Source organism: Novosphingobium sp., from assembly GCF_036820275.1.
Classification (GTDB): domain Bacteria; phylum Pseudomonadota; class Alphaproteobacteria; order Sphingomonadales; family Sphingomonadaceae; genus Novosphingobium.
The window spans coordinates 57,400-83,511 of the sequence record NZ_DAISLT010000024.1 but is presented as its reverse complement, the minus strand read 5'-3'; the positions used below and the strand labels follow the sequence as shown (position 1 = coordinate 83,511).

The window sequence follows — 26,112 nt, the reverse complement described above, 5'->3', positions numbered from 1 at the left end:
CCTCGGCAAAAGCCGTTTTCACCGCCGCCCCGGCGCCGTCTCGAAGCTGCGCATCGCGGTCGACCGCCTGGCCGATGACCTTCATCGCGTCGATGGGATTGGGGCCCGCAGGCGTGTCGAACTTCATGCCCGGTTCTCCGCGATAAGCGCCGCCAGCGTGCGTTCGGCCAGCGTGACCTTGAAGGCGTTCTCGTGCGTGGGTCGCGCCTCGGCAAAAGCCGTTTTCACCGCCGCCCCGGCGCCGTCTCGAAGCTGCGCATCCGCCGCCTCGACCCGCCAGGGCCGTGGAGCAACCCCGCCGAAAGCGACCCGGCCGCTGCCGTCCTCGTTGAGCACCGCCGCCACCGAGACAAGCGCGAAGGCATAGGACGCCCGGTCGCGGACCTTGTGATAGAAATGCCGTCCGCCCAGAGGCTTGGGCAAGGTCACGGCGGTAATCAGCTCGCCGGGCTGGAGCACGTTCTCCACATGCGGGGTATCGCCCGGCAGGCGGTGGAATTCTCCGATCGGCACGCTGCGGGTCTTGCCCCCGGCATCGACGGTCTCGACCGCCGCATCCAGCACGCGCAGGGCGATCGCCATGTCGCTGGGATGGGTGGCGATGCAGGCATCGCTGGTGCCGATCACCCCGAGCGGGCGGCTGAACCCGCCGATTGCCGCGCACCCGGAGCCGGGCTTGCGCTTGTTGCAGGCCTGGTTGGTGTCGTAGAAGTAAGGGCAACGGGTGCGCTGAAGCAGGTTGCCGCCGGTCGTCGCCTTGTTGCGCAACTGGCCCGAGGCCCCCGCGACGATGGCGCGGGTCAGCACGCCGTAGTCCTTACGCACCCGCGGATCCGCTGCCAGCGTGGTGTTGCTGACGAGCGTGCCGATGCGCAGACCGCCTTGCTGCGTCTCCTCGATCCGGTCGAGGCCGAGGTCCTGCACGTCGACGAGATGTGTCGGTGTCTCGATCTCCAGCTTCATCAGGTCGAGCAGATTGGTGCCCCCGGCGATGAACTTGGCGCCCTTATGCGCGGCGACGGCAGCCGCAGCCGCAGCCGGGGCCTTCGCGCGCTCGTAAGTGAAGGCCCTCATGCCCGAACCTCCGCATCGTGGGTTTCCGCCATCCGGACACCGGCGACTTCCGCCATGGCCTCCGCAATGTTCGAATAGGCGCCGCAGCGGCAGATATTGCCGCTCATGCGCTCGCGCATTTCTAGCACCGTCATTTCCGGCGCGCCGCCGATGTCGTCCTGGACGTGGCTGGGAATGCCCGCCCTGATCTCTTCCAGCACCGCCACCGCCGAACAGATCTGCCCCGGCGTGCAATAGCCGCACTGGAAACCGTCATGCTTCACGAAAGCCGCCTGCATCGGATGCAGTTCGTCCGGCGTGCCAAGCCCCTCGATCGTCGTCACCGCATCGCCCTCGTGCATCACCGCAAGGCTGAGACAGGAATTGATTCGCGTGCCGTTCACCAGCACCGTGCAGGCGCCGCACTGGCCGTGGTCGCAGCCCTTCTTGGTGCCCATCAGGCCGATATGGTCGCGCAGCGCATCGAGCAGCGTCGTGCGCGTATCGAGCATGAGCGCCTGCGCCTTGCCGTTGACCTTGAAGGAAACCGCCATCGTCGGGGGCTGCTGTGCCATGGGTGCCGCTCCTTCCGCGACGGACGGGATGGCGGAAATGCCGACGCTGGCCACGCCGCCCGCCAGAACCGCACGTCTGGATACCTCGAAATGCCCCGCTTCCAGCGAGGCCTCGCTCGACGTTTCGTTCATTGCCCGTCCTTTTCGCACCATTGGGACGGTTGGCCGTCCGTCAGGCACGATAACCTATAGGTGAGCGAAACGTCACTGCGCTAAGTCGCATACCGTCATGAACGCAGCTCATGATGGATTGCTCCAGGCCTTCAGCCGGTTTGGCGCAGCAGATTGCGGCCATCATGCTTGGCCTGATAGAGCGCACGATCCGCGCGGACCATCAATTCCTCGCAATCGACGTCACCGAGGCACGAGGCCAGGCCGATGCTGACCGTCACTTGCGGCAGGTCGAGCGGCTCCCAGTCGATGGCTTCCACCGCGCGGCGCACGCGCTCGGCAACGGCGAAAGCCATTTCCGCTTCGGTCGCGGGCAGGACGATCAGGAACTCCTCCCCGCCGATGCGGCCGACAAGATCCGCCCCCCGGACCGCCAGTGCGCAGACTTGCGCCACCCGGCGGATCACCTGATCGCCCACGGCATGGCCGAACCGGTCGTTGATGAGCTTGAAGCGGTCGATATCCAGCGCCGCGATCGAGAGCGGTCCGCCCAGTGTCGCCGCCCTGCCGATCTCGGTATCGAGACAGGCCATGACCTTGCGGCGATTGGCGATCTCGGTCAGCGCATCGGTTTCGGCGAGATGGATCGCCTCGTCCGCCCGCGCTTCCGCCCGCGCCCGCGCGCTGGCCAGTTCCATCGCCGCGAGCACGCGGCTGGTCACGTCCTGGAAGATGCCGAAGATCGCCCCCGGCTTGCCGTCCTCGCGCAGTTCCACTTCGCTGCAACTGTAGACGTAGCGGATTTCCCCGTCCGCGCGGACGATGCGCGCCTCGAATTCGATCGGGCTCAGGGTTTCCAGGCTCTCCGCCAGCGTGCCTTCCACCAGCAAGCGATCCTCGGGGTGATAGAAGTTCACCGCCATGTCCAGTGAAGGCAGCGGCCCGGGTTCGAGGCCGTGGATGCGGAATACCTCGCCCGACCAGAACAGCCGCTGCTCCGCAAGTTCCAGTCGCCAGTGGCCGACCTTGGCGATGCCCTCGGACATTTCCAGCCAGCGCTTGCCGCGCTCCACTTCTGCGAAGCTGCGATCGCGCATGGCGATCAGCGCGGCCAGGGGAAGCGCCGAGACCAGCAGGGTGAAGAGATAGAACTGGAAGAACAGCACTTCCACGCCCGTGCCCGCATCCGTCAGACTGATCGATCCCCGCCCCTGCCAGATCGCCACCGAACCGATCGCGGCGATCGTCAGGATACTGCACGTCGCCCCGGTCGCGCCGAGGAAATAGGTCGCGAAGAGCACGCAGAGCAACGGCAGGAACAGCAGCGGGTAGGTCGATTGGACGAAGACGGCGGCGGTGGTCCCCGCCACCAGCGCCAGGACCAGCGCCGTGAGGCCGAAATGCCCGAGACCTCTGGCCGGACCACTCGTGCCGGGATGCACGAAGTTCATGATCAGCGGCACGACGATCAGGATGCCCAGCGCCACGGTGGTCAGCCAGGACAGGAACATATGGCCGAAATTGTCTTCGGCAATGAGGCTGGCGACGGTCGCGCTCGCCACCGAAGCGAAGATCGCGGCGAGGCAGAAGCGCAGGATCGCGGAGATGTGGAAGAACGAATCGTTGCGCCGCTGGATATCGCGCATGACCCCAAAGGCGATCAACGCTTCCAGCACATTGGCGCCGGTCAGCCCAAGCGAAAGACCCGGTCGTCCGTTGAATACGAGATTGGCCAGGAAGCTGGCAAAGGTCAGTGCCGCCACGACCCATCGCCGCTGGCCCGGCTGGGCGAGCAGGAGCGCCGCCACCGCCACGCCGCTGGCGGGCCAGACGGTAGCGATCCCGTCAGCTCCGCGCGTTACCTGAAGCGCGATGATCGCCAGGAAGAAATAGAGACCGCCCGCCAGTGCCGCCGCTAGAATCGTCCGACCAAGATTGCTGCTACCCACCTGTCCGAGATAGCGGCCTGCTCGACCGATTTCGACATAATATCCATCATGATGCAAAATTTCGGTGCACCGATGCGGGACGGCCGGGCAACTTCTGCCCGGGAAAAGGCTTGGCGGAGCGGGAGGGATTCGAACCCTCGATACGCTTTTGACGTATACTCACTTTCCAGGCGAGCGCCTTCGACCACTCGGCCACCGCTCCGCATGCACTGGTAAGGCGGGCGCCCTAGCCTGCGTTGAAGGGTTTCGCAAGCCGTCTCGACGTGTCATCACGCACTCGATGCGAAATTTCTTTTCCGCCCTCGTGGTTTCCGCCCTTTTGACCGCTCCGGTGCTGGCCGAGGATACCCCTGCGCCGCGCACGCCCAACGATATCGTCATCGCCGCGCCCGCCGGAGACTGGAAGCGGATCGCCCCTTCCGATCTCCTGGTGATGGACCTCGCTCCCGATGCCGCGGGCAAGGCGCGGCGGGTGGTGATCCAGCTGATCCCGGCGCCGTTCTCGCAGGGCTGGACGGGGAATATCCGCAAGCTGGTCGCGGCGCGCTGGTATGACGGAATCGCCGTGGTGCGGGTTCAGGACAATTACGTCGTGCAATGGGGCGATCCCGAGGGAGAAAATCCCAAGAAAGCAAAGCCGCTGCCCAAGGGGCTGACGGTCGTGCCGGAAAGCGAATATGCGGTCGGGCAAAGCGTTGCCGTCGACCTGACCATTCCGAACGATTCCTATCGCGCCGGCACTGGTCTCCACGCAGGTTGGCCGATTGCCTTCGCGGACGAGAAGACCTGGCCCACCCACTGCTACGGCTATGTCGGCGTCGGCCGGAACAATTCGCCTGACACCGGCACCGGTGCCGAACTCTATGCGGTGATCGGCCATGCCCCGCGCCAGCTCGATCGCAACGTGGCGATCGTCGGACGGGTCATTTCGGGGATCGAGAACCTCTCCGCCCTGCCGCGCGGTACCGGGGACATCGGCTTCTACAAGAAGCCGAAGGAGCGCACGGCGATCCGCTCCGTCCGCATGGGCAACGAAGTGACCGGCCTGCCTACTTACGAATATCTCTCCACCGAAAGTCGCAGCTTCGCCGCCTACGTGGACAAGCGTGCCAACCGGCAGGACGATTTCTACATTCACCCCGCCGGCGGCGTCGATGTCTGCAACGTGCCGGTGCCGATCCGCGAGGTCTCGCGGTGACGCTGCTGGAGCAGGTCGAGCACACCGGCCGCCTCTGGCGCTGGACGGGTGGTTCGGGCAGCGGCACCTGGCACTTCCTCACCATCGACGGCGCGGCGGGCGAGGCGCTCTCCGGAACGGCCGTGATGCGCAAGCTGGAAGGCACGGCGCGCGGGTTCGGCTCGCTCAAGGTCAAGGCGCGGATCGGCGCCACCTGTTTTGCGACCTCGGTGTTTCCGAGCAAGTCGGATAGCGGCGAAACGCAGCAGGTCTGGCTGCTGCCGGTAAAGGCCTCCGTCCGCCGCGCCGAAGGGTTGGCGGAAGGCAACGAGGTCGAGGTCAGTCTGGAATACTGACCTCGTTCCCGGCTGGCATCGTTCCGGCTGTCAGATGCGCGCGGCCTCTGCCACCGCCTCGCTGGCGCGCAGGGCGCTGACGATGCGGGTGAGGTGCGCAAGATCGCTCACCTCCAGATCGACCTCGTAAGTGCCGAAGGGCTCGTCGCGGTGGACCATCTGGAGGTTGGTAACGTTCGCCCGGTTGGAGGCGAGAATCTGCGTCACTTCCGCCAGAGTGCCCGGCCGGTTGTAGAGCACCAGGCTGAGGCGGCCGACCGCGCCCGTCGTGCGCTCGCCCCAGGACAAGTCGAGCCAGTCGACATCGGCGCCGTTGGCCAGGGTAAGGCAGTCGATCGCATGGACTTCCACCTTGTGGTCGGGGCGCCGGATCCCGACGATGCGGTCGCCGGGGACCGGGTGGCAACATTCGCCGAGTTCGAAGCCGACGCCCGGCGTCAGGCCGCGAATCGAGATCGCCCGCTCGGCATGGGCCCAGTCGCTGTCGTCGGGAAGTTCGGCGGTGCTGCCCGGAACCAGCGCTTCCATGACCTGACGATCGGTGAGACGTGCCGAGCCGATGGCGAACATCAGGTCTTCCTCGTCGCGCATGTCGAGGCGCTGGATAGCACCGTCGATCGCCTTCTTGCCGATCCGGCCCGGCAGGCGGCCGACGATCTCGTCGAGCAGCTTGGCGCCGATCTCGGCCACTTCCTGCCGTTCCTTGGCCCGCACCGCGCGGCGAATCGAGGCGCGCGCCTTGCCGGTGACGACGAAGCCCAGCCAGGACAGCTGCGGCTCGGAGGTCGGGCTCTTGATGATCTCCACCACGTCGCCGTTGGCGAGCTGCGTGCGCAGCGGCATGTGGCGGCCGTTGATCTTCACCCCGACCGTCGCGTTGCCGAGATTGGTGTGGACCGCATAGGCGAAGTCCACCGCGGTCGAGCCCTTCGGCAGCTGGAACAGCGCGCCTTTCGGCGTGAAGGCGAAGATGCGGTCCTGGTAGATCGCCATCTTGGTGTTTTCGAGCAGTTCCTCGGCATCGTGGCTGGCGTCCACGATCTCGATCAGGTCGCGCAGCCAGCCCACCTGACCATCGGGCCGGGTGCCGCCGCCCTGCTTGTAGGCCCAGTGCGCGGCGAGGCCGAACTCGTTGAGGCGGTGCATGTCGCGCGTGCGAATCTGCACTTCCATGCGCATCGACCGCTCGAAGATCAGCGCGGTGTGCAGCGACTGGTAGCCGTTGGACTTGGGCGTCGAGATGTAGTCCTTGAAGCGCCCCGGAATCATCTGCCAGGTCTGGTGCAGCACGCCGAGCGCCTGGTAGCATTCCTCCACGTTGTCGGTGAGGACGCGGAAGGCCATGATGTCGGTGATCTGCTCGAAGGTCACATGGCGCTCGGCCATCTTGCGCCAGATCGAATAAGGGTGCTTCTCGCGGCCCGAGACCTCGACATTGAGGCCGGCCTCGGCCAGCGCCTGCTTGATCGAGAGCGCGATCGCGTCGACTTGCCCGCCTTCCTCGCTGCGGATCTGCGCGAGGCGGCCGGTGATCGTGGCGTAGCCTTCCGGCTCCAGTTGCTCGAAGGCGAGCATCTGCATCTCGCGCATGTATTCGTACATGCCCACGCGCTCGGCGAGCGGGGCGTAGATATCCATGGTTTCGCGGGCGATGCGGCGGCGCTTGTCCTCCTTCTTGATGTAGTGGAGGGTGCGCATGTTGTGCAGGCGGTCGGCCAGCTTCACCAGCAGGACGCGCAAGTCCTCGCTCATGGCCAGCAGGAACTTGCGCAGGTTCTCCGCCGCGCGCTCGTTCTCGGTCATCACCTCGATCTTGGAGAGCTTGGTGACGCCGTCCACCAGACGCGCAACGTCGGGACCGAACAGCTTCTCGATCTCTTCGATCGTCGCCAGCGTATCTTCCACGGTATCGTGGAGCAGCGCGGTGATGATGGTCTGCTGGTCGAGCTTCAGCTCGGTCATCAGACCCGCAACTTCTACCGGATGGCTGAAATAGGGGTCGCCGGAAGCCCGCTTCTGGGTGCCGTGCTTCTGTACGGTATAGACGTAGGCACGGTTGAGCAGGGCCTCATCGGCCTGGGGCGCGTATTCCTTCACGCGTTCGACAAGTTCGTATTGGCGCAGCATTCCCAGGCTTCATGTCAGGATTTTTCGCGGCGCGGCAAGAGGCCGAGTCTTCACATGCAGATTATGCAACGAAACTGTGGCATCTGCACCACCTATAGGCGTTTAAATCGATTGCCTCGGGGTTTTCCGGGGTGAGCGGTTAAGTCGCGCAGAACTCGCACCGCAGCACGATGCTTCCTGACCGCGAAGGGAGGCATGAATGGGTATCGACGGCGACATCGGCAGGAAAATGGCGATCTATGCAGCCCTCCTCGGGATGACTGATTCGCAGCTCGTGGAAACGGTGCTGCCCCCATCCCTCAGCCTCCAGCCCCGTGCACCGCGGAGACGCACGCTCATCAGCGCGACACTGCTCCGTGCGCCGGATGAAGTAGGAACAGCGGCAGCTCCGCAACAGGACATCATCGTCCGCAACATCTCGGAACGCGGGATGTGCCTTGCCACCCGCGCCGCGTCGCAGCATGCCCTGCCGCTAGCCGACGAAATCGTCTGCATCCGCCTGCCCGAAAATGGAGAATACCTCGCACAGGTGCGCTGGGTGGAGGAACGGGCTTTCGGCGTGGAGCTGTTCAACACCCTCGACATCGAAGCGCTCGGCGCCGCCAATCGCAAGCGCAACGACCGCTTCCTGGGGCAACTCGAACCCCCGGCTCGTGCGCCGGTCTTTGCGGGTATCGAAGGAGCGCCGGCGTAACGCCGGCGCTCTCCCATCAGGCGATCGTCGGCAGGATACCGCCCTCGGCCCGAATCGCCGCCCCGTTGGTCACCGCTGCGAGCGGGCTAGCGAGGAAGGCCACCATCGATGCGACTTCGTCGGCCTCGATCAGGCGGCGGATCAGCGAGAGCGGGCGCAGCGTGCTGAAGAACTCAGCTTCCCGCTCGGCTTCCGAGGCGTCCTTGTTCTCGACCACCGAACGGATGAACTCGACGATGCCTTCCGAGCGTGTCGGCCCCGGCAGGACCGAGTTCACCGTGACCTGCGTACCGCGCGTTGCGTCGGCCATGCCGCGCGCGACCGCGAGCTGCGCGGTCTTGGTCATGCCGTAATGAACCATCTCGCCCGGCGTCATCAGGCCGCTTTCGCTGGAGATGAAGATCACCCGGCCCCAGTCGCGCTCCAACATGCCGGGGAAGTAATGGCGCGAGAGGCGGACGCCGCTGAGGACATTGACCTCGAAGAAATTGCGCCACTCCGCATCGGTGATCTCGACGAAGGGCCGAGCCTCATAGATGCCGAGGTTGTTGACGAGAATATCGACTTGCGGAACCGCGTCGATCAGCGCCTGCGCGCCTTCTTCCGTGGCCGGATCGGCCAGCACCGCGCGCACTTTGCCGAGTTGGCCGACGGTCTGGGCGGCAGCATCGAGCTTGGCCTGGTTGCGGCCGGTGACGATGACTTCGGCGCCTTCGTCCGCCAGCTTTGCGGCAATGGCCAAGCCGATGCCGGCAGTCGATCCGGTAACGAGTGCGGTCTTGCCGGCGAGCTTGAGATCCATGGGAGAATTCCTTCCTAATCTTGCAATCGAAACGCAAGATAGGCGCGGAACTCCAAGGCGATTAGACGGCTTCCAAGCCGTTCAGTTTTGCCTCAGACGCACAAGTCTGTTCAGGACCAGGTTGCCTCGGGCGGCAGGCTCATCAGGATCGCATCGATGTTGCCGCCGGTCTTGAGACCGAACAGCGTGCCGCGATCGTAGACAAGGTTGAATTCGGCATAGCGACCGCGCCATTCCAGCTGCCGCGCCTTGTCCTCGGCCGTGAAGCCCATGCCCATCCGCTTGCGCACGAGGCGGGGGAACACGGCCAGGAACGCCTCGCCCACGGCTTGGGTATAGGCGAAGTTCGCCTCCCACCCTGCTTCGTCGGCGCATTCCAGGTGATCGTAGAAGATGCCGCCGACGCCGCGATGGACCTTGCGGTGGGGGATGTAGAAATAGTCGTCCGCCCAGGCCTTGTAGCGCTCGTAATAGTCCGCGCCATGGGCATCGCAGGCGGCCTTGAGTTCCGCATGGAACGCGGCGGTGTCCTCATCATAGGGGATCGGCGGATTGAGATCGGCGCCGCCACCGAACCAGGCCTTCGTCGTGGTGAGGAACCGGGTGTTCATGTGCACGGCGGGCACATGCGGGTTCGCCATATGCGCAACGAGGCTGATCCCGGTGGCCGAGAAAGCATTCTGCTCGGCCGAGGCACCGTTGATCGAGCCTGCAAAGTCCTTCGACAGCGACCCGACCACGGTGGAGACGTTGACGCCGACTTTCTCGAAGACCTGCCCCTTCATCAGCCCACGCGTACCGCCGCCGGTCTCGCCTTCGCTGCCCCCCTCGACCGCCGCACGCTTCCACGGCGTATATTCGAAGGCTGCCGACGAGCCTGCCTCGCGCTCGATCGCCTCGAATTCGGCGCAGATGCGGTCCCGCAGCGTCTCGAACCAGTCGCGGGCGCGGTCGGTGTGGGCAGTCCAGTCAGTCATGGCGTTTCCTTTTCCGCCGGGCGCTTGCCAAATCGCACGGCCTGCGGCAAGGAAAAGCCATGGTTCCCTTTTCGTTCTGCGCGCAGGAGTTGCAGCTCGTCCCGACCCCGAAAGGCGCGGCGAGCGGGCGCGGAGCCGCGCTCTACTGGCCGCGCGAACAGGCGCTGCTGGTGGCGGACCTGCACCTCGAAAAGGCGAGCTTCTATGCGCGGGGCGGGCAGATGCTGCCACCTTACGACAGCCGGGAGACATTGGAACGCCTTGCCCTCGCGGTACGGCAGACCGGCGCCCGGCGAGTCTTTGCGCTGGGTGACAATTTCCACGACAGCAAGGGCACCGAGCGGCTCGAACCCCATGCCGCCGGCATGCTGGGCGCCCTCACCCGCGCGCTCGACTGGGTGTGGATCACCGGCAACCACGACCCGCATCTGGGCAGCGAGGCCGGCGGCACGCGGGTCGAGGAGATCGTGGTGGACGGCATCGCGCTGCGCCACGAGGCGCGGCCCGGCACCACGGAGCCTGAGCTTTCCGGCCATTTCCACCCGCGCCTGATCGTCCATGCCCGTGGCCGCCGGATCGCCCGGCCCTGCGTGGTGCACAGCGGCAATCGCCTGATCCTGCCTGCTTTCGGCGCCCTTACCGGCGGCATGGACGCAGCCGATCCGGCGATTCTGAAGGCCCTGCAACCGGCGCAGCAGATCGACGCCCTGCTTACCGCGAAGGAGCAGTTGCTGCGCTACCCCCTCTGGCGATCCGCAGCCTGAACCCCTATATGCGTCATGGCCATTTCATATGGCTGGGGCGTCCTATAGATTTCGTTGAAATCGGTCTTTGCGTGTCGACGCGATTCGCATTAATGACGCCCGCACTCGCCTAGCGACAGAAACGATTCAGGAGAACGCTTATAGCACCCCCACCCCGGCGTATGATGACGCCACCGGTCAAGAGCGGACCGCGCTACAATAACATGATCCAGTCGGACAAGGTCCGCGTGATCGATCAGGACGGCGAGAATATCGGCGTCATGTACACGCGTCAGGCTATCGAGCAGGCGGCCGAAGTCGGCCTCGACCTGGTTGAAGTCTCGCCGAACGCGGATCCGCCGGTGTGCAAATTCCTTGATGTGGGCAAGTACCGGTACGAGGCCCAGAAAAAGGCCAATGCCGCGCGCAAGACCCAGAAGACGCAGGAGATCAAAGAGATCAAGATGCGTCCGAACATCGACGACCACGACTACGACACCAAGATGCGCAACGTGGTTCGTTTCATCAGTGACGGCGATAAGGTGAAGGTGACGCTCCGCTTCCGCGGTCGTGAGCTTTCGCACCAGCAGCTGGGCATGAACCTGCTGCGCCGCGTGCAGGAAGACGTGGCCGACATCGCCAAGATCGAAGCCTATCCGCGCATGGAAGGCCGCCAGATGCTGATGGTCCTGTCGCCGAAATAAGCGACGGACTCAGTATCCTCAACACGAAGGGCGTGCCGCAAGGCGCGCCCTTTGTTTTTGGGTTCAGCCGTATCGGCCGGGCGGAATTGCCGTCAGCCCTTCCACTCGCGGCGTTCTTCCGCCGCGCGCAGGACTTCGTAGGCGAGCTGGTAGGTCTGGAACGCCTTGGCCGCTTCCGGGTCGTTCGGCTTCACGTCCGGGTGCACTTCCTTGGCCTTGGTCCGCCAGGCCTTGCGGACGGCGTCGAAGCCGGCATCGGGGTCGAGACCCAGCGCTTCCAGCGCGCGCAGTTCGTCGCGGCTGCGACTGCCGTCGCCCGAGCCGGTCCACCCGTAGTGCGCCGATTCCTTGTAGCCCGAACTCTCGGCCCGCTCCTCGGCTTCGCGCCGGGCGGTTTCCTCGGCATCCAGACCTGCGAAATAGTCCCAGCCCGCGTTGTATTCGGCGGCATGCTTCTGGCAGAAATACCAGCGATCCGGGCTGTTCGGGCTCTTGGGCGCGGGGCAATTGCCCGGCTCGGTGCAGCCGTGCCGATCGCACAGGCGCACCTGCGCTGCCTCGCGCGAGCTGCCATAGCTGCGCCAGCGCGGGAAACCCCAGTCCATCGATCGACCTGCGCGACTCATCCGACGGGCGATACCTGCCCTTTCGAACTCAATGCAAGCGCCGATCCATGCAAAAGGCCCGGCTCGCGTCTGCGAACCGGGCCTTCGTCAAATTTCGCAGCAGCGAAATCAGTCGATCGTGACAGTAACCGCGCGGCGGTTCTGCGCCCACGAAGCCTCGTCCGAACCGAGAGCGATCGGGCGCTCCTTGCCGTAGCTCACGGTGTTCAGGCGCGAGGGATCGATGCCCAGGCTGATGAGGTAGTTCTTGGCCGCATTCGCGCGGCGCTCGCCCAGCGCGAGGTTGTATTCGCGGGTGCCGCGTTCGTCGGCATGGCCTTCGATCGTGGCACGCTTGTTCGGGTACTGCTGGAGCCACTGGGCCTGCTTCGACAGCGCGGCCTGGTCGGTGGCGTCCACGCTATCTTCGTTCAGCTGGAAGTAGATGGTGTCCGAACCCATCATGCGTGCAACGAAGTCGGCCTGGCTGCCCGCCTGCGGGCCGCTCGGCGGCGGGGTGGTCTGGGTGGTGGTTGCCGGGCCCGGCTCGGGCGGCAGTTCCTTCGGCGCCTTCGATGCACACGCCGACATGGCGAGAGCCCCGGCGATGAGGAGCATTGTCGATCCGGTCTTCACATGACGGGGAACCATGAGGGCAGGCATGAGGCAATCTCCTAAGGTGCGCAGCCAATTATAAATGGCCTGCGTTTGTTGAAGTTTCGTGTAATTTTCGAAGCTGTCAACCTGAACGAGCCCCTTCCTTTGCGGAAGGAGCCCGGTTCAGGCGACGGATCGGGAAAGCGTCAGGGGCGGACGGGGCCCCAGGCCGGGTCGGAAGCGCCCACCGGAGTCGGCAGGCGGCGCTCGTTGCGGCCGGTCAGGTCGACCTGCCAGATCGAGGCCGTGCCCGCGCCCCGGGCGGTGCGGAAGAACTGGATGATGCGGCCGTTCGGAGACCAGGTGGGGGCCTCGTCCTGCCACGAATCCGTGAGGTGGCGCATGCCGCCGCCGCTCGGGTTCATGACCGCGATGCGCAAGTTGCCGGCAACGTGGGTGAAGGCGATCTGGTCGCCGCGCGGGCTCCATTCGGGCGTGGCCGAACGGCCGCCGAAGAAGCTGATGCGGTGCTGGTTCGAACCGTCCGCGTTCATCACGTAGATCTGCTGGTTGCCCGAGCGGTCGCTTTCGAACACGATCTGGTTGCCGTCCGGCGAGTAGGACCCGCCGATCGAGATGCCCGGCGTATTGGTCAGGCGCTGCGGAGTGCCGCCACCTGCCGACGAGATGCGGTAGATATCGGTATTGCCGCCCGAAGCCATCGAATAGAGCACCCACTTGCCGTCCGGCGACCAGCGCGGCGCCATCGTCGGGTTGCCGGTGCGGGCGATCAGCTTCTGCGTATTGCTGGCCAGATCGTAGACGTAGATGCTCGGCTGTCCGTTGAGGTAGGACAAGTAGAGGATCTTCGAATAGTCCGGCGAATAGCGCGGGGTCAGCGCGGTCGACTGGCCGCTGGTCAGGTAGCGGTGGTTCGCACCGTCCGAATCCATGATCGCCAGACGCTTCATGCGGTGGTCCTTGGGACCAGTCTCGGCGATATAGGCGATCTTCGAATCGAAGAACGGACTTTCGCCCGAGAGGCGCGAATAGACCATGTCGGCGCACTTGTGCGCGGCGCGGCGCCAGTCCGACGGCGGAACCTGCCAGCCGCCCTTCACCAGCTGCTGCTTTAGCGCGACGTCGTAGAGGTAGCAGCCGACCGTGATCTGGCCGCCTGCGCCTGCACGCACGTACCCCTGCACCAGCATGTTCGCGGCGCGGGCCGACCAGGTCGGGAAGTCCGGCGACTGGATCTGGGCATAGGCGGGCTGCGGCAGACCGTCCGGGCCGGAGGGCTTGAACAGGCCGTTGTTCTTGAGGTCGGCAGCCACGACTTGCGACAGCGCGCGGCCGAGCGCGGCGGTGGAACCGGCATTGGTGCCGGTGGGCACGTCGGCGTCGGTCGCGAAAGTGGTGATGGCGATGCCAAGGTCCTGCCAGTCGCTGTCGTCCGAAACGGTGACCTGGAGACCGCCGTCCTCGTCCGCAGGCGCCTGCTGGCCGGTCGGGACCGGCTGGGGGGCGGGCGGCGCGCTCTGGGCGAAGGCCGCCACGGAACCGGAAAGCAGCAGGCCGAAAGCAGCGATGTGGATTATCTTTTTCATTGCGAGAGCCTTCTGTCGAAGTTGGTCGTGATGACCTTCCAGCCGTTGTAGAGGTCTTCCGGCAGATTGAACGGCGCGGCAAGCTTCACCGCGCGGATCGCCTGTTCCTGGTGGCGCTTGACCTGCGCCGAGTTGGTCGCGGTCTGGCCGGTCGTGCGCAGGACTAGCGGTTCGCCGTCGAGGCTGCCGTCCTTGTTCAGGCGGAAGCGCACGGTGGTCACCAGAAGTTCCGCGTCGGCACCCTGCGGCGCGGCCCAATGCGGCTTGAGCTGGCGGCTGATCGCACCGTTGAGCGCGGAAATCGCCGCCGGGCCGAGCGCCGCGGCGGGCTGACCTTTGTCTTGGGTCGAAGTCGAGCCGGGCACACCCGGAAGGAAGTCGGCACCAATGCGACTGCCGCCGGCCTTCTTAGGCGGCGTGGCCGCCTTGCTCGGTGCCGAGCCAGACTTGCGGACGATTCGGTCGATCGCACTGCTGTCGCGGCTGGTGGCGGGCTTGGCCGGAGTCTTCTGCGGCGCCGGTTTCGGCGCGGGCTTGGGCGGTGCGGGCTTCGGAGGCGCAGGCTTGGGCGGAGCCGGTTTCGGCGGCGCAGGCCTGGGGGCCGGGACCGGCTTCGGTTGCGGCTTGGGAGGCTGCGGACGCGGCTGCGGCGCGGGTGCCGGAGGCGGCGGTGCAGGCACCGGCTGCGGCAGCGGTTCCGGCTCGGGAGCCGGGGCCGGAGGTGGCGCCGCCTCGCCGATTTCAGGCGCAATATCGGGCGCGGCCTGGCTGTAAGGGTCCGGCGAAGTCGAGGTCATGCCGACCTGATCGCTCAGCGTCACCTCGATGCGCTGCGGCGGCTTCACGACATCGGTCTGCGCCGGGCGCAACACCATGACCGCCAGCACCGCAACGTGCAGCGCGACCGCCAGCGTAAGCCCCAGCCCCTCGTCCTTGCGCAATCCCAGCATTGCCATCGTGCCAGCCTAACTCAGCCGCCTGAACCGCTGCTGACACCCGTCACCAGCGAGATCGAGGTGAAACCGGCATGGTTCAGCTCGCCCATCACGTCGATCACCCGCCCGTAGTCCAGCGCCTTGTCGGCACGCAGCGTGACTTGCGGCTTGCGGCCGTCGGCACCGTCCGGAACGGAAGCGAGACGCTCGGTGAGTTCGCCGGGGGCGAGCGCTTCGGTCTCGTAATAGATCGTGCCGTCGCGCTGGACCGAGATGGTGATCTGGTCCTGCTCCTCGTTCATGGCCTTGGCGCGGCTGTCGGGCAGCTCGATCGGCACCGCCGCCTTGAGCAGCGGCGCGGTGACCATGAAGATGATCAGCAGCACCAGCATCACGTCGACCAGCGGCGTCACGTTGATTTCGGCCATGGGGGTACGTCCCCCGCCGCTGCGCCGGCTACCTCGCCTGCCGCCGCCGGAAACGCCCATGCCCATCAGCGCTGCTCCAGCTCACGCGTGAGCGCGGAGTGCAGGCGGTCGGCAAAGCGCTGGAGGCGCGATTCGAACAGGTTCACGCGGTGCGAGAAGCGGTTGTAGGCGATGACCGCCGGGATCGCCGCGAACAGGCCGATGGCGGTGGCGAAAAGCGCTTCCGAAATGCCGGGGGCAACCACCGCCAGCGAGGAGTTCTGCTGCTGGCCGATCTGGAAGAAGCTGTTCATGATGCCCCAGACAGTGCCGAACAGACCGACGAAAGGCGCCACCGAACCCACGGTCGCCAGGAAGTTCAGGCGGTTGGAGATGCGGTCGCTCTCCTCGCCGACCGAAGAGGTCATGGCCAGCGCGATACGCTCGCGCGCGCCGTCCGGATCGAACTTGGGCATCGCGGCATTGCGGCGCCATTCGGCAAGACCCGCGCCCGCGACCTTGCCCATCGGAACGTCGCCGCGGCGGCGTTCCTTCTGGTAGGCCTCGAAGTTCTGGGCTTCCCAGAAGCCTTCCTCATAATCCGCGCACTTGCGGTTGAGGCTGCCGATCCGCAGCATGAAGCTGATGATGATGGCCCAGACCCAGACGCTCGCCAGGATCAGCCCCGCCATGATCGACTGCACGACGATATCGGCGTGGAGGAACAGCTTTACCGGGTTGAGGTGGTCGGAATCGCTGCCGATGGTGACGGCAGAGGCGAGCAGTTCAAAAGTCATTCTGGTCCTCTCGGATGCTCTTGCATGAGCGAGGCGAAAGCATGTTGCCAGGCGGCGGGCTGTTTGCGCGGTCGTCCCTCAGGACTGATGAACCCCACCTTTACCGTGGCTTCGGCAAGGCGGATTTCTCCGCGACGCGCCACTTGCCGAAGGGTGCAGCTGACCCGCCCGACCTGCAACGCATGGGTATCGATCACGACCGCATCGCCGAGGCGCGCGGGCGAAAGGTAGCGGATGTTCACTTCCGCGACGGTGTAGAGCCCTTCCCCGGATTCCAGCGCCGCGCGCTGGTCGATGCCGAGAAGGTCGAGCAGGTCGGAACGCGCGCGTTCGAACCAGCGGATGTAATTGGCATGATAGACCACGCCGCCCGCGTCGGTGTCTTCGTAGAACACGCGAAGCGCATAGCGGTGAAGCGGTCCGTCGAGGACGCCGCTGGGCGGAAGAGGGTCGCTGCTCATGCTGCCCGGTTGTGTAGCGCGAGGCGGGCGCAGTGCAATCCACTCGTCGCACTTATCCCGCGCGCGCGGGCGAACGGACGGTTAATTGCGTCGTAATTGTCGTATTTGTTGAAATTCTCGGCATGGCCGTCGCCCCGGACCCGATCCGGGGCGACGAGACATCATTCCGCGATCATCTGGAAGAACTGGCGTCCGCCGAAGATGTGGACATGCAGATGCGGCACTTCCTGATGGCCGTTGGTGCCCATGTTCACCATCAGGCGATAGCCCGGCCCGTCCATTTCGAGCTGGCGCGTGACGTTGCCCACCGCGCGCATGAAACCGGCGATTTCCGCGTCGTCCGCCTTGGCGGTGAAATCGTCCCACGAGACGTAGGCCGCCTTGGGGATCACCAGCACATGGATCGGCGCCTGCGGGCGGATGTCGTTGAAGGCCAGCGCGAAGTCGTCCTCGTAGACCTTGTCGCACGGCAGTTCGCCGCGCAGGATCTTCGCGAAGACATTGTTGTCGTCATAAGGCAGCTTGGGGTCGATCGGCATCGGTTTCTCCCGGAGAATGGTAATCAGGCCTTGGGACGGGCAGCCTTCTCGGCAATGCCCGAGACGCCCTCGCGGCGGTCGAGTTCGGCCAGCACGGCCGCGAACGGCACCTCGCGCGCGCCGAGCAGGACCATGAGGTGGAAGATCAGGTCCGAAGCCTCGCCCACCAGCGCCTTGTCATCCTCGGTCAGGGCGGCGATCACGGTTTCGGTGGCTTCCTCGCCCAGCTTCTGCGCGATCTTGCCGAGGCCCCGCGCATGGAGCTTCGCAACATAGCTGCTGTCGGGATCGGCAGCGCGGCGCGCGGCGATCGTGGCTTCGAGGCGGGCGAGAGTGTCGGGGCTGCTCATGCCATGCCCATGCGGCGCGAGCGCGGGCCGGTCAAGAGAAGGACGTTCAGTCCGAGCGCTTGCGTGAAAAACGGCGCCCTATCACCACCCCGGCCACTCCCATGGCGAGCAGGAACAGCCCGCTCGGCTCCGGCAGGCGCGTAGCCTCGGCCGCGAAAGCGGGCATCGGGGCGAGGGAAACCGCAGCGATGGCGGAGAGGCAGCGAAAGCAAGGCAAGGCGGGGGCTCCTGCGGAACTGTTGGATTAGCCTTTGGCGGAACGGCCGGAAACGACAAGCGGCGATCGGCGCCTGTCCCGATCCGGGGCGATCGGGAGGGTGAAAGTTCGCCCTCCCGAAACACGCACTTAGCCCCGCGCCGGAAGTCCCGCCGAGCGCAGCGCCGCGTGGGCTTCCGCAATCGAGTACCTGCCGAAATGGAAGATCGAGGCGGCCAGAACGGCGCTGGCCTTGCCCTCGGTCACGCCCGCCACGAGATGGTCGAGATTGCCCACCCCGCCGCTGGCGATCACCGGCACCGAAACGCTTTCCGCGATCAGGCGGGTGAGTTCGAGGTCATAGCCGTTCTGCGTGCCGTCACCGTCCATCGAAGTAACGAGCAGCTCGCCCGCACCGTAATCGGCGAGTTTCACAGCATGTTCCAGCGCATCGATCCCGGTCGCCTTGCGCCCGCCGTGGGTGAAGATTTCCCACTTCCCCGGCGCCACCTTGCGCGCGTCGACCGAGGCGACGATGCACTGCGAGCCGAATTTCTCGGCAATGTCGGCGACCACTTCCGGCCGCGAGACGGCGGCGGAATTGACCGCCACCTTGTCCGCCCCGGCAAGCAGCAACGCGCGGGCATCCTCGACCGCGCGCACGCCGCCGCCGACGGTCAGCGGCATGAAGCAGACCTCGGCGGTGCGCTGCACCACGTCGAGCAGGGTGCCGCGCCCTTCGTGGCTGGCGGAAATGTCGAGGAAGCACAGCTCGTCGGCCCCGGCGGCGTCATAGGCGCGCGCCTGCTCGACGGGATCGCCGGCATCGACGAGATCGACGAAGTTCACGCCCTTGACCACGCGCCCGTTGGCAACGTCGAGGCAGGGAATGACGCGGATTCGAACTGTCATTAGCTCACTCCACCGGCTTGAAGAACAACAGCGCGCAGAACACGCCGACCGTCAGACTCACGACAAGGTTGAACGCCGTGTAGCCCCAGAACTTGCGCGGGTTCTCTGCGAGCGTGGCCTCGACTTTCGAACGCGCCCGGCTGAACAGCATGAGCCGCGCCCGGCCCTTGCGAAAGTCCCGCAAGGCAAAGAGTACGCCCGGCACGAAGATGGCCAGCGCCAGGACCGCAACGAGACGGTTCTCGTTCACGCCTTCTCCGCCATCGCGATCGCGGCGGCGAGATCCAGGCGGCCGTCGTAAAGCGCGCGGCCGGTGATGACACCCTCGATACCGTCATTGGCATGGAGTGCCAGCATGCGGATGTCGTCGAGGCCCTTCACGCCGCCGCTGGCGATCACCGGCAAGTCGGTGCGGCGGGCGAGATCGACGGTGGCGTCGATGTTCACGCCCTTGAGCAGCCCGTCCCGGCCGATATCGGTGAACAGCAGCGAGGCCACGCCCGCGTCCTCGAAGCGGCGGGCCATGTCGACGATCGAAACGTCGGAGACTTCCGCCCAGCCCTCGGTCGCGACCATGCCGTCTCGCGCGTCCACCGCGACGACGATGCCGCCGGGGTATTCCTTCGCCATGTCCTTGACGAACTGCGGGTCCTTCAGCGCCGCCGTGCCCATGACCACGCGCGACACGCCGAGGTCGAACCAGCCCGCCACGGCCTCGCGCGTGCGGATACCGCCGCCGAGCTGGACGTGGCCGGGGAAGACCTCGAGAATGGCTTCCACCGCCTCGCGGTTCTCGGCGCGGCCCGCGAAGGAGCCGTCGAGATCGACGACATGGAGATACTGCGAACCCGCTTCGGCAAAGAGCATGGCCTGCGCGGCGGGATTGTCGCCATAGACGGTGGCGCGGTCCATATCGCCTTCGGCCAGGCGCACGACCTGCCCCTGCTTGAGGTCGATGGCGGGAAATACGATCATCTCAGGGCTTCCATTCGAGGAAACGGGAAAGCAGCGCGAGGCCGTAGGCCTGGCTCTTTTCGGGGTGGAACTGCACGCCCACGACATTGTCCTTTGCCACCGCCGCGACGAGGCCGCCGCCATGGTCGGTCATCGCCGCCACATGCGCGCCTTCATCAGGCTGGAAGTGGTAGGAGTGCAGGAAATAGGCCTCTCCGGGCTCGATCAGGCCCTGCGCCGGGTCCTTGCGGCCGAGCGAGACGTCGTTCCAGCCCATGTGCGGGATCTTGATCGCGGGATCGGTGCGCTCGATGATTTGCACTTGCCCGCCGATCCAGTCGAGCCCCTTGGTCACGCCGTGCTCCAGCCCGCGCGTGGCCAGAAGCTGCATGCCCACGCAGATGCCGAGGAACGGTGCACCACCGACATGGACACGCTCGGTCATGGCCTCGACCATGCCGCGAATGCCCCAGAGCCCCTCCGCGCAGGCCCGGAACGAACCGACGCCCGGCAGGACGATGCGGTCCGCCGCCCGGACCACGTCCGGATTGGCGGTGATGACCACGTTCTCCGCCCCGGCCGCCCGCAGCGCATTGGCCACCGAATAGAGGTTGCCCGCGCCGTAGTCGATCAGCGCCAAAGTCATCCGGCGAGACCCTCGACGCTGTCGTCAAGGAAGCCGTGCGCCCATTCGATCACTTCGATGGTGGCGACGCCGCCCTGCACGAAGGGGTCCTGCGAAGCGAGCGCTTCCACCGCAGCCTTGCTCTCGCCCTTGGCCAGCAGGATGCCGCCCTCGCGCGGGACCTTGCGGCCCCAGCCCAGCAGATGGCCTGCCGCATGCTGTTCGCGCAGCCAGGCGACATGCTTTTCCAGCAGTGCGTCGACCGCCTCGATCGGCGCGGTATAGGTAAGCGAGACGATGAAGCTGGCCATTACAACGACTCCTGTCCGAGAATGCCCTTGGTCGAAGGGATCGCCCCGCCCTTGCGCGGGTCCAGTTCCACCGCGGTGCGCATGGCACGGGCGAAGCCCTTGTAGATGCCTTCGCAGATATGGTGGTTGTTGGTGCCGTAGAGAAGCTCGATATGCAGGGTGATCCCCACGGCCTGCGCGATCGAGTGGAACCAGTGCTCGACCATCTCGGTGTCGAACTCGCCCAGCTTGTCCTGCGTGAAACCGGCCTTCCACACGAGCCAGGGACGGCCCGAAATGTCGAGCGACACGCGGCTGAGCGCTTCGTCCATCGGCGAGTGGACGTCGCCGTAGCGGCCGATGCCCGCGCGGTCGCCCAGGGCCTGGCTGATCGCCTGGCCGATCGCGATGGCGCTGTCCTCGGTCGTGTGATGCTGGTCGACGTGGAGGTCGCCCTTGATGCGGCAGGTAATGTCGATCAGCGAATGGCGGCTGAACTGCTCGATCATGTGGTCGAGGAAGCCGATCCCGGTGGAGACCTGGTAGGCCCCCGTGCCGTCGAGGTTCACCTCCACGGCGATGTCGGTCTCGTGAGTCTTGCGGGTGATCGAGGCTGTACGCATGGCAGCGCCTATAGACCCGTACGCACGGGAATCAATTCCACCCGGCACCAAGTGTGCGCGAAAAGCGTTTCGGATGTAATCTTCGGTCGCTCCGTTCACGAAACGACCTAGGGAAAACCTGTCGAGACGTGCTATTTTACGCTCGAACCCGCTTGACCGGAAAAAGAACCATGAGCACGTAAGGCGCGATGAACGATACGACACCAGACAGCCTGATCCCCTACGACGAAATCGTCCAGGAGGCCCTGCGCGCCGTTGTCGGCCGCGTGCTCGGCCAGGTCGAGGACGCGGGCGGCGTCCTGCCCGGCGCCCACCACTTCTACATCACCTTCAAGACCGGCGCGCCCGGCGTAACGGTTCCCCCCGAACTGCGCGCACGCTTCCCGGACGAGATGACCATCGTCCTCCAGAACAAGTTCTGGGACCTGGCGGTGCGGGAAGACGGCTTCACGGTGAGCCTCAGCTTCAACCAGATGCCGTCCAAGCTGGTGATTCCCTTCTCGGCGATCACTGCCTTCGTCGATCCGGCGGTGGACTTCGGCCTCCAGTTCCAGGCCGTGGAGGAAGACGAGGACGAAGACGATCTCGCCGCTCCGGAAAACGATTCGGAACGCGACGTGGCCTCGCGCATTACTCCCAGCGAAGACGGTTCGAACGTCGTTTCGGTCGATTTCGGCAAGAAGAAGTAAGACGGGCCGACGAGGCCCGAGAAGGCAAGCTTCATGGGCGTCGTTTCCGTTCCGAAGAAAGTCGGCAAGAGTGTCGGCAAAGGCGTGAGCAAGGCCGGAACGGCGGTCAGGAACACCGCCGGGAAGGCGCTGGACAAGGCCAGCACCCTGAGCGGCCCCAGCCCGAACACCGCCACGAACCTTGCCATTGCCGACATCGCCCTGCGCGGAGGGACATTCCTGGCCCGGCGCGCGATGGAACATGCCCTGCTCGGCAAGCGCTACACCCCGGAAACGGCAGCGCAGATCCTGCGCGGGCGCTCGTTCAGCCAGGCCATGTTGCATACCGCCATCGCCCGCATGGCGCTGGGTTCCGCTCCCGGCGCCGCGCTGGTCATCGGTGGGCTGGCCGCGAAAACCCTCTTCGAACGCAGCCGCGCCCGCAAGGAGAAGCTGCGCGGCGAGAAGCAGATACGGGCCATGGCCGAGGACGGCGAAGGCGAATCGGACCTCGTGCCGAAAGTCGGCGGATAAAGGCTCTCAGAGCCTTTAATGGAAAATACCCATTCGGGTATTTTCGTTGCGGCACCGGCCCACGCCCCCACCCTACCACCCGCAGGATATTACCGTTGGGTGGTAGGGTGGGGGCGTGGGCCGGTGCCGCGAAATTCGCCTTCAGCGAATTTCCAAACGGGCTCTCACGCTTTCCCCGATTTTGCCCCCTTGATTTACAGGCCCGGCATCGGCATCGGGGCACATGGTCAACTCCCCGGAAAATCCTGCCGATACGCTCGCCCGCCGCGGGCTGATGCTCATCCTGTCCTCGCCCTCGGGCGCCGGCAAGACGACGATCGCGCGCATGCTGCTCGAACACGATCCGCACATCCGCAACTCGGTTTCCTGCACCACCCGCGCGCCGCGTCCCGGCGAAGTGGACGGCAAGGACTACCACTTCGTCAGCCAGGCCGAGTTCGATCGCATGGCAGACGAGGGCGAATTCCTCGAATGGGCAACCGTGTTCGGCCATTCCTACGCCACCCCCAAGGCCCAGGTGAAGGCCGGTCTGAAGGACGGCCAGGACTATCTGTTCGACATCGACTGGCAGGGCACCCAGCAGCTCTACCAGAAGCTCGAGCGCGACGTCGTGCGCGTGTTCCTGCTGCCGCCGAGCATCGACGAACTGCGCCGCCGCCTGACCGGACGCGGAACCGACAGCATGGACGTGATCGCCGCGCGCATGGAACGCGCCCGCTCCGAGATCAGCCACTGGGACGGTTACGACTACGTGGTGGTCAACGACGACATTACCCAGTGCTTCGACAAGGTGGAGCAGATCCTCTACGCCGAACGCATGCGCCGCGCCCGCCAGACCGGCCTGATCGGCTTCGTGCGCGAACTGATGGTGCCCTGACGCGATTTTTCCTGTTCCTTGCGGGCACCTGCGCCGGGTTCGCGCGTAGATAGTCGAGTACGCTCGGAACGGGAGAAGATCATGGCTGCGCGCAAGAACCCGCTGGTGCAGGCCCTGCCATGGGCCTGCCTCTTCGCCCTCTCGGCCTGCGGCTCGCCTTCCCGCGAGGAAGCCTCCGCGAGCCAGCAGGCCAGCGAGAACGGTACGGAACAGCCCGCCGCCACGGCAGCCTCTTCATCGCAGAGTCTGCCGCCCGCTGAACCGTTGTCCTGCGCGGACGAGATCGGCGCCACGGCCGCACAGAAGCGCGCCGACTTGTGCCGCAACGTCTCCCCCGCGACGCATCCTCCCTGCAACATCGCCAACTCCTGCGCGATGATCGAGGACGAGATCGCCCGAAGCTGCGCGCTGTTCGACTCCAACGGCGATCCGATGCCGGAATGCGCCGTCGATCCCAGGAGCAAGGAAGCCGCCGCCGCGGTCGTCGAGCGCTACTATTCCGCGCTCAATGCCCGCGACTATGGCACGGCGTGGCAGCAATGGGGCGACAACGGCCCGCCGAACCAGACCCTCGAAAAGTTCCAGGCCGGTTTCACCCATACCCGCTCCACCCATGTCGCGATCGGCAATCTGGAGCCGGGGGACGCGGGTGCCGGCTCGATCTACCAGCCGGTGCCGGTAACCGTGGATGCCACGCTGGACGACGGCACCCACCAGCGCTTTCGCGGCACCTACACGGTACGACGCGTGAACGACGTGGACGGTGCCAGCGCCAGCCAGCGCCGTTGGCACATCGATTCGGCCCAGCTTACGCCGGTACGCTGAAAGGCCCCGCCGACCGAAGCGTTCGCGCAACAAAACGGCGCGTCGCTTATGCCGGTTGCATCCTTCTTTCTTGTCCTCGCCTCCCGCAGCCTCTAGGCGCGCCTGCAAACCTGCCTTTTGGCCGACTTTCTGGAGACGCGAACATGTCCGAACTCGAAACCGCGATCGAAGCCGCCTGGGATGCGCGCGACACCGTCACCCCCGCCAGCGCCGACGTGCGCAAGCTCGTCGACGAAGCGCTCGGCCTCATCGAATCAGGCGCCGCCCGCGTCGCCGAGCCGGACGGTCAGGGTGGCTGGAAGGTCAACCAGTGGCTGAAGAAGGCCGTGCTCCTCTCGTTCCGCCTGAACGACAACGCCCCCGTCGCCCACGGTGCCGGCGGCGCCCCCGCCTTCGACAAGGTGCCGGTGAAATTCGACGGCTGGGCCGAGGAAGACTTCCGCAACGCCGGTTTCCGCGTGGTTCCGGGTGCCGTCGCCCGTCGCGGCACCTACATCTCGAAGGGCGTCGTGCTGATGCCGAGCTTCGTGAACATCGGCGCCTATGTCGGCGAAGGCACCATGGTCGACACCTGGGCGACCGTCGGCTCCTGCGCGCAGATCGGCAAGAACGTCCACATCTCGGGCGGTGTCGGCATTGGCGGCGTGCTTGAACCGCTCCAGGCCGGTCCGGTCATCATCGAGGACAACTGCTTCATCGGCGCCCGTTCGGAAGTGGCCGAAGGCGTCGTCGTCGGCGAAGGCGCGGTGCTGTCGATGGGTGTCTACCTCGGCGCCTCGACCAAGATCGTCGACCGTGCGACCGGCGAAGTCCACATCGGCAAGGTTCCGCCCTACTCGGTGGTCGTCCCCGGCTCGCTGCCCGGCAAGCCGCTGCCGGACGGCACCCCCGGCCCGTCGCTCTACTGCGCCGTGATCGTGAAGACCGTGGATGCGCAGACCCGCTCGAAGACCGGAATCAACGAGCTGCTGCGCGACTGATCGCGCGTTCGACGCTGATTGGAGAAGGGGTCGGATGGCACGCCATCCGGCCCCTTTCGCATTTCGGGAACCGGAATGACCTCCCGGACGTTTTCGTTGTCGGCCCTGAATGCACGGCGGCCACGAGCCGCTCCCGAAGCTGCGGGCCACGGGAGAGCCGAGATGCAACGCATCGGTGAAGAAGTTCATCTGGACGAGGACGAAGCCCGCTCGGGCAGCACGCCCCATATCGTGCGCTATGTCCTGATCGCGAGCCTGTTGCTCGCGATCCTGGCCATGTCCGCGATCTGGATTTCGCGCGCATGGTGGGACCAACCGCCGCCTCAAGGACATCCGGTCACGGCCGAGGAACACGCCCTCGGCGGGTAAACGATCGAATTCGCTTGCCAGCGCGGCCGACTCGACTGATCCTGTCCGTGGAAAACAAGGAACCGCGCGCTTCCGGGCGACGCAGAGTTCTCAGGACAGGAGAAGCGGATGCAGGATGAGGTAACCACCCCTTCGCACGGTCGTCATGCCGCGCGCATTCCCCAAGGCAACGCCACACTGAAGATTCTGCCGCATATTTTGGCTGCGATCTTCGGCGTCTTTGCTGTGGCGATCGCGATACTCTGGCTTTCCATCGGCATCTGGAGCCGCCCCGACCCGGATTATCTCGCGCCCGGCGCGGCCCAGCAACAGGCACCCGCCGTATCGCCCCACGGGCCTTAGGAGCACGGCGCCCGGCAAAAAAAGCGAGCCGCCGGTGGAGGCGTGTCCCGAGCGCGGCTTAGGCCGTGCTCCCGCCATGAACCTGTCGTTCGCCCCCCGACGTACGACCGGCCCCTGCACCGACGGCTCCCGTGTGAACGACGGTCAGGCGTCGTTCGCTACTGGTCCGATACTGCGTTCGGTGGCGCGTGTATTCGCCATGTCCCGATGCGAGGACAGAGCGTTGCAGAAATTTAACGGCGTCGCCCGGGAACTGCCGCACGGTCCTGCCCCGTATCGCCGGAGCGGGTTTCGCAGGGCGGACGTCAAGGCGCAAAGGGGAGAGCTTGATCGCCCGAAACCCGCGTCCTA

The 26,112-nt window shown here is 65.7% G+C and carries 34 protein-coding genes and 1 tRNA gene; 12 read left to right on the top strand and 23 right to left on the bottom strand.

What is annotated here, in order from left to right:
- Positions 1-123 precede the first annotated feature (123 nt).
- From V7066_RS18240 to V7066_RS18225, 4 genes are all read right to left on the bottom strand, one after another.
- Positions 124-1,074 (bottom strand): FAD binding domain-containing protein, encoded by a 951-nt coding sequence (locus V7066_RS18240; RefSeq protein ID WP_334184406.1) that lies wholly within the window; start codon positions 1,072-1,074, stop codon positions 124-126.
- A complete protein-coding gene (gene paoA / locus V7066_RS18235; RefSeq protein WP_334184405.1) occupies positions 1,071-1,760 on the bottom strand; it encodes an aldehyde dehydrogenase iron-sulfur subunit PaoA in 690 nt (229 codons plus the stop codon). The genes V7066_RS18240 and paoA overlap by 4 nt, the downstream gene beginning before the upstream one ends.
- Positions 1,761-1,891: 131 nt before the next feature.
- Positions 1,892-3,688, bottom strand: a complete 1,797-nt coding sequence (locus V7066_RS18230; protein WP_334184404.1) for a sensor domain-containing diguanylate cyclase — start codon at positions 3,686-3,688, stop codon at positions 1,892-1,894.
- 111 nt (positions 3,689-3,799) lie between these two features.
- Positions 3,800-3,890: transfer RNA gene (locus V7066_RS18225), tRNA-Ser, on the bottom strand.
- Positions 3,891-3,968: 78 nt separating this feature from the next.
- Here V7066_RS18225 and V7066_RS18220 point away from each other — a divergent pair.
- Positions 3,969-4,886, top strand: a complete 918-nt coding sequence (locus V7066_RS18220; protein ID WP_334184403.1) for a peptidylprolyl isomerase — start codon at positions 3,969-3,971, stop codon at positions 4,884-4,886.
- Positions 4,883-5,221, top strand: a complete 339-nt coding sequence (locus V7066_RS18215; protein ID WP_334184402.1) for a DUF1905 domain-containing protein — start codon at positions 4,883-4,885, stop codon at positions 5,219-5,221. Before V7066_RS18220 ends, V7066_RS18215 begins: the two co-directional genes overlap by 4 nt.
- 30 nt (positions 5,222-5,251) lie before the next feature.
- Here the strand turns inward: V7066_RS18215 and V7066_RS18210 are convergent, their stop codons facing one another.
- On the bottom strand, positions 5,252-7,348 hold the full coding sequence (locus V7066_RS18210) for a RelA/SpoT family protein (protein WP_334184401.1): 2,097 nt from the start codon (positions 7,346-7,348) through the stop codon (positions 5,252-5,254).
- 199 nt (positions 7,349-7,547) lie between these two features.
- Between V7066_RS18210 and V7066_RS18205 the strand changes: the two genes are divergently transcribed.
- Positions 7,548-8,042, top strand: coding sequence for a PilZ domain-containing protein (locus tag V7066_RS18205; RefSeq protein WP_334184400.1), 495 nt, complete (start codon positions 7,548-7,550; stop codon positions 8,040-8,042).
- Positions 8,043-8,058: 16 nt separating this feature from the next.
- On the opposite strand, the gene V7066_RS18200 is transcribed toward V7066_RS18205, so the two are convergent.
- Both V7066_RS18200 and hemF read right to left on the bottom strand, forming a co-directional pair.
- Positions 8,059-8,844, bottom strand: coding sequence for an SDR family NAD(P)-dependent oxidoreductase (locus V7066_RS18200; RefSeq protein ID WP_334184399.1), 786 nt, complete (start codon positions 8,842-8,844; stop codon positions 8,059-8,061).
- 110 nt (positions 8,845-8,954) lie between these two features.
- The gene (gene hemF / locus V7066_RS18195; RefSeq protein WP_334184398.1) at positions 8,955-9,821 is read right to left on the bottom strand and encodes an oxygen-dependent coproporphyrinogen oxidase; all 867 of its coding nucleotides are present in this window, start codon (positions 9,819-9,821) and stop codon (positions 8,955-8,957) included.
- Positions 9,822-9,880: 59 nt separating this feature from the next.
- On the opposite strand from hemF, the gene pdeM reads away from it, so the two are divergent.
- Positions 9,881-10,585 (top strand): ligase-associated DNA damage response endonuclease PdeM, encoded by a 705-nt coding sequence (gene pdeM, locus V7066_RS18190; protein WP_334184397.1) that lies wholly within the window; start codon positions 9,881-9,883, stop codon positions 10,583-10,585.
- 161 nt (positions 10,586-10,746) lie between these two features.
- Positions 10,747-11,268 (top strand): translation initiation factor IF-3, encoded by a 522-nt coding sequence (gene infC, locus V7066_RS18185; RefSeq protein WP_334184396.1) that lies wholly within the window; start codon positions 10,747-10,749, stop codon positions 11,266-11,268.
- A 92-nt stretch (positions 11,269-11,360) separates the two neighbouring features.
- On the opposite strand, the gene V7066_RS18180 is transcribed toward infC, so the two are convergent.
- The 16 genes from V7066_RS18180 to hisB all read right to left on the bottom strand — a co-directional run bounded on the left by V7066_RS18180 (position 11,361) and on the right by hisB (position 21,166).
- Positions 11,361-11,894, bottom strand: coding sequence for a J domain-containing protein (locus tag V7066_RS18180; RefSeq protein ID WP_334184395.1), 534 nt, complete (start codon positions 11,892-11,894; stop codon positions 11,361-11,363).
- A 108-nt stretch (positions 11,895-12,002) separates the two neighbouring features.
- The gene (gene pal, locus V7066_RS18175; RefSeq protein WP_334184417.1) at positions 12,003-12,491 is read right to left on the bottom strand and encodes a peptidoglycan-associated lipoprotein Pal; all 489 of its coding nucleotides are present in this window, start codon (positions 12,489-12,491) and stop codon (positions 12,003-12,005) included.
- A 185-nt stretch (positions 12,492-12,676) separates the two neighbouring features.
- Complete coding sequence (gene tolB, locus V7066_RS18170; protein ID WP_334184394.1) at positions 12,677-14,077, bottom strand: Tol-Pal system beta propeller repeat protein TolB; 1,401 nt, start codon at positions 14,075-14,077, stop codon at positions 12,677-12,679.
- The gene (locus V7066_RS18165) at positions 14,074-15,033 is read right to left on the bottom strand and encodes a hypothetical protein (RefSeq protein ID WP_334184393.1); all 960 of its coding nucleotides are present in this window, start codon (positions 15,031-15,033) and stop codon (positions 14,074-14,076) included. The genes tolB and V7066_RS18165 overlap by 4 nt, the downstream gene beginning before the upstream one ends.
- A gap of 14 nt (positions 15,034-15,047) precedes the next feature.
- A complete protein-coding gene (locus tag V7066_RS18160; protein WP_334184392.1) occupies positions 15,048-15,506 on the bottom strand; it encodes an ExbD/TolR family protein in 459 nt (152 codons plus the stop codon).
- Positions 15,506-16,216, bottom strand: coding sequence for a protein TolQ (tolQ, locus tag V7066_RS18155; RefSeq protein WP_147219542.1), 711 nt, complete (start codon positions 16,214-16,216; stop codon positions 15,506-15,508). The genes V7066_RS18160 and tolQ overlap by 1 nt, the downstream gene beginning before the upstream one ends.
- Complete coding sequence (locus V7066_RS18150; RefSeq protein WP_334184391.1) at positions 16,213-16,677, bottom strand: YbgC/FadM family acyl-CoA thioesterase; 465 nt, start codon at positions 16,675-16,677, stop codon at positions 16,213-16,215. Before V7066_RS18150 ends, tolQ begins: the two co-directional genes overlap by 4 nt.
- Positions 16,678-16,838: 161 nt before the next feature.
- Positions 16,839-17,216: a histidine triad nucleotide-binding protein gene (locus tag V7066_RS18145; RefSeq protein ID WP_334184390.1), complete on the bottom strand. Its 378-nt coding sequence runs from the start codon at positions 17,214-17,216 to the stop codon at positions 16,839-16,841.
- A gap of 23 nt (positions 17,217-17,239) precedes the next feature.
- A complete protein-coding gene (locus V7066_RS18140; protein WP_334184389.1) occupies positions 17,240-17,566 on the bottom strand; it encodes a phosphoribosyl-ATP diphosphatase in 327 nt (108 codons plus the stop codon).
- Between the two features lie 46 nt (positions 17,567-17,612).
- Positions 17,613-17,783, bottom strand: a complete 171-nt coding sequence (locus V7066_RS18135) for a PEP-CTERM sorting domain-containing protein (RefSeq protein ID WP_334184388.1) — start codon at positions 17,781-17,783, stop codon at positions 17,613-17,615.
- A 129-nt stretch (positions 17,784-17,912) separates the two neighbouring features.
- Entirely contained in the window at positions 17,913-18,674 is a 762-nt protein-coding gene (hisF, locus tag V7066_RS18130) for an imidazole glycerol phosphate synthase subunit HisF (RefSeq protein ID WP_334184387.1), read from the bottom strand.
- A 4-nt stretch (positions 18,675-18,678) separates the two neighbouring features.
- Positions 18,679-18,924, bottom strand: coding sequence for a hypothetical protein (locus V7066_RS18125; RefSeq protein WP_334184386.1), 246 nt, complete (start codon positions 18,922-18,924; stop codon positions 18,679-18,681).
- Complete coding sequence (gene hisA / locus V7066_RS18120; RefSeq protein WP_334184385.1) at positions 18,921-19,649, bottom strand: 1-(5-phosphoribosyl)-5-[(5-phosphoribosylamino)methylideneamino]imidazole-4-carboxamide isomerase; 729 nt, start codon at positions 19,647-19,649, stop codon at positions 18,921-18,923. Before hisA ends, V7066_RS18125 begins: the two co-directional genes overlap by 4 nt.
- Before the next feature lies 1 nt (position 19,650).
- Positions 19,651-20,274 carry an imidazole glycerol phosphate synthase subunit HisH gene (gene hisH / locus V7066_RS18115; RefSeq protein WP_334184384.1) on the bottom strand — a complete coding sequence of 208 codons (624 nt, stop codon included), beginning with the start codon at positions 20,272-20,274 and terminating at the stop codon, positions 19,651-19,653.
- Positions 20,271-20,564 carry a YciI family protein gene (locus V7066_RS18110; protein ID WP_334184383.1) on the bottom strand — a complete coding sequence of 98 codons (294 nt, stop codon included), beginning with the start codon at positions 20,562-20,564 and terminating at the stop codon, positions 20,271-20,273. Before V7066_RS18110 ends, hisH begins: the two co-directional genes overlap by 4 nt.
- Entirely contained in the window at positions 20,564-21,166 is a 603-nt protein-coding gene (hisB, locus tag V7066_RS18105; RefSeq protein WP_334184382.1) for an imidazoleglycerol-phosphate dehydratase HisB, read from the bottom strand. Before hisB ends, V7066_RS18110 begins: the two co-directional genes overlap by 1 nt.
- A 188-nt stretch (positions 21,167-21,354) precedes the next feature.
- Between hisB and V7066_RS18100 the strand changes: the two genes are divergently transcribed.
- From V7066_RS18100 to V7066_RS18070, 7 genes are all read left to right on the top strand, one after another.
- A complete protein-coding gene (locus V7066_RS18100) occupies positions 21,355-21,855 on the top strand; it encodes an SspB family protein (RefSeq protein WP_334184381.1) in 501 nt (166 codons plus the stop codon).
- Positions 21,856-21,888: 33 nt separating this feature from the next.
- Positions 21,889-22,368, top strand: a complete 480-nt coding sequence (locus tag V7066_RS18095; RefSeq protein ID WP_334184380.1) for a hypothetical protein — start codon at positions 21,889-21,891, stop codon at positions 22,366-22,368.
- 223 nt (positions 22,369-22,591) lie between these two features.
- Positions 22,592-23,245 carry a guanylate kinase gene (gene gmk, locus V7066_RS18090; RefSeq protein WP_334184379.1) on the top strand — a complete coding sequence of 218 codons (654 nt, stop codon included), beginning with the start codon at positions 22,592-22,594 and terminating at the stop codon, positions 23,243-23,245.
- A gap of 81 nt (positions 23,246-23,326) precedes the next feature.
- Positions 23,327-24,070 (top strand): hypothetical protein, encoded by a 744-nt coding sequence (locus V7066_RS18085; protein WP_334184378.1) that lies wholly within the window; start codon positions 23,327-23,329, stop codon positions 24,068-24,070.
- Positions 24,071-24,213: 143 nt separating this feature from the next.
- A complete protein-coding gene (gene dapD, locus V7066_RS18080; RefSeq protein WP_334184377.1) occupies positions 24,214-25,050 on the top strand; it encodes a 2,3,4,5-tetrahydropyridine-2,6-dicarboxylate N-succinyltransferase in 837 nt (278 codons plus the stop codon).
- 162 nt (positions 25,051-25,212) lie between these two features.
- Complete coding sequence (locus tag V7066_RS18075) at positions 25,213-25,419, top strand: hypothetical protein (RefSeq protein ID WP_334184376.1); 207 nt, start codon at positions 25,213-25,215, stop codon at positions 25,417-25,419.
- Positions 25,420-25,527: 108 nt separating this feature from the next.
- Positions 25,528-25,761, top strand: a complete 234-nt coding sequence (locus tag V7066_RS18070; RefSeq protein WP_334184375.1) for a hypothetical protein — start codon at positions 25,528-25,530, stop codon at positions 25,759-25,761.
- Positions 25,762-26,112: the final 351 nt, after the last annotated feature.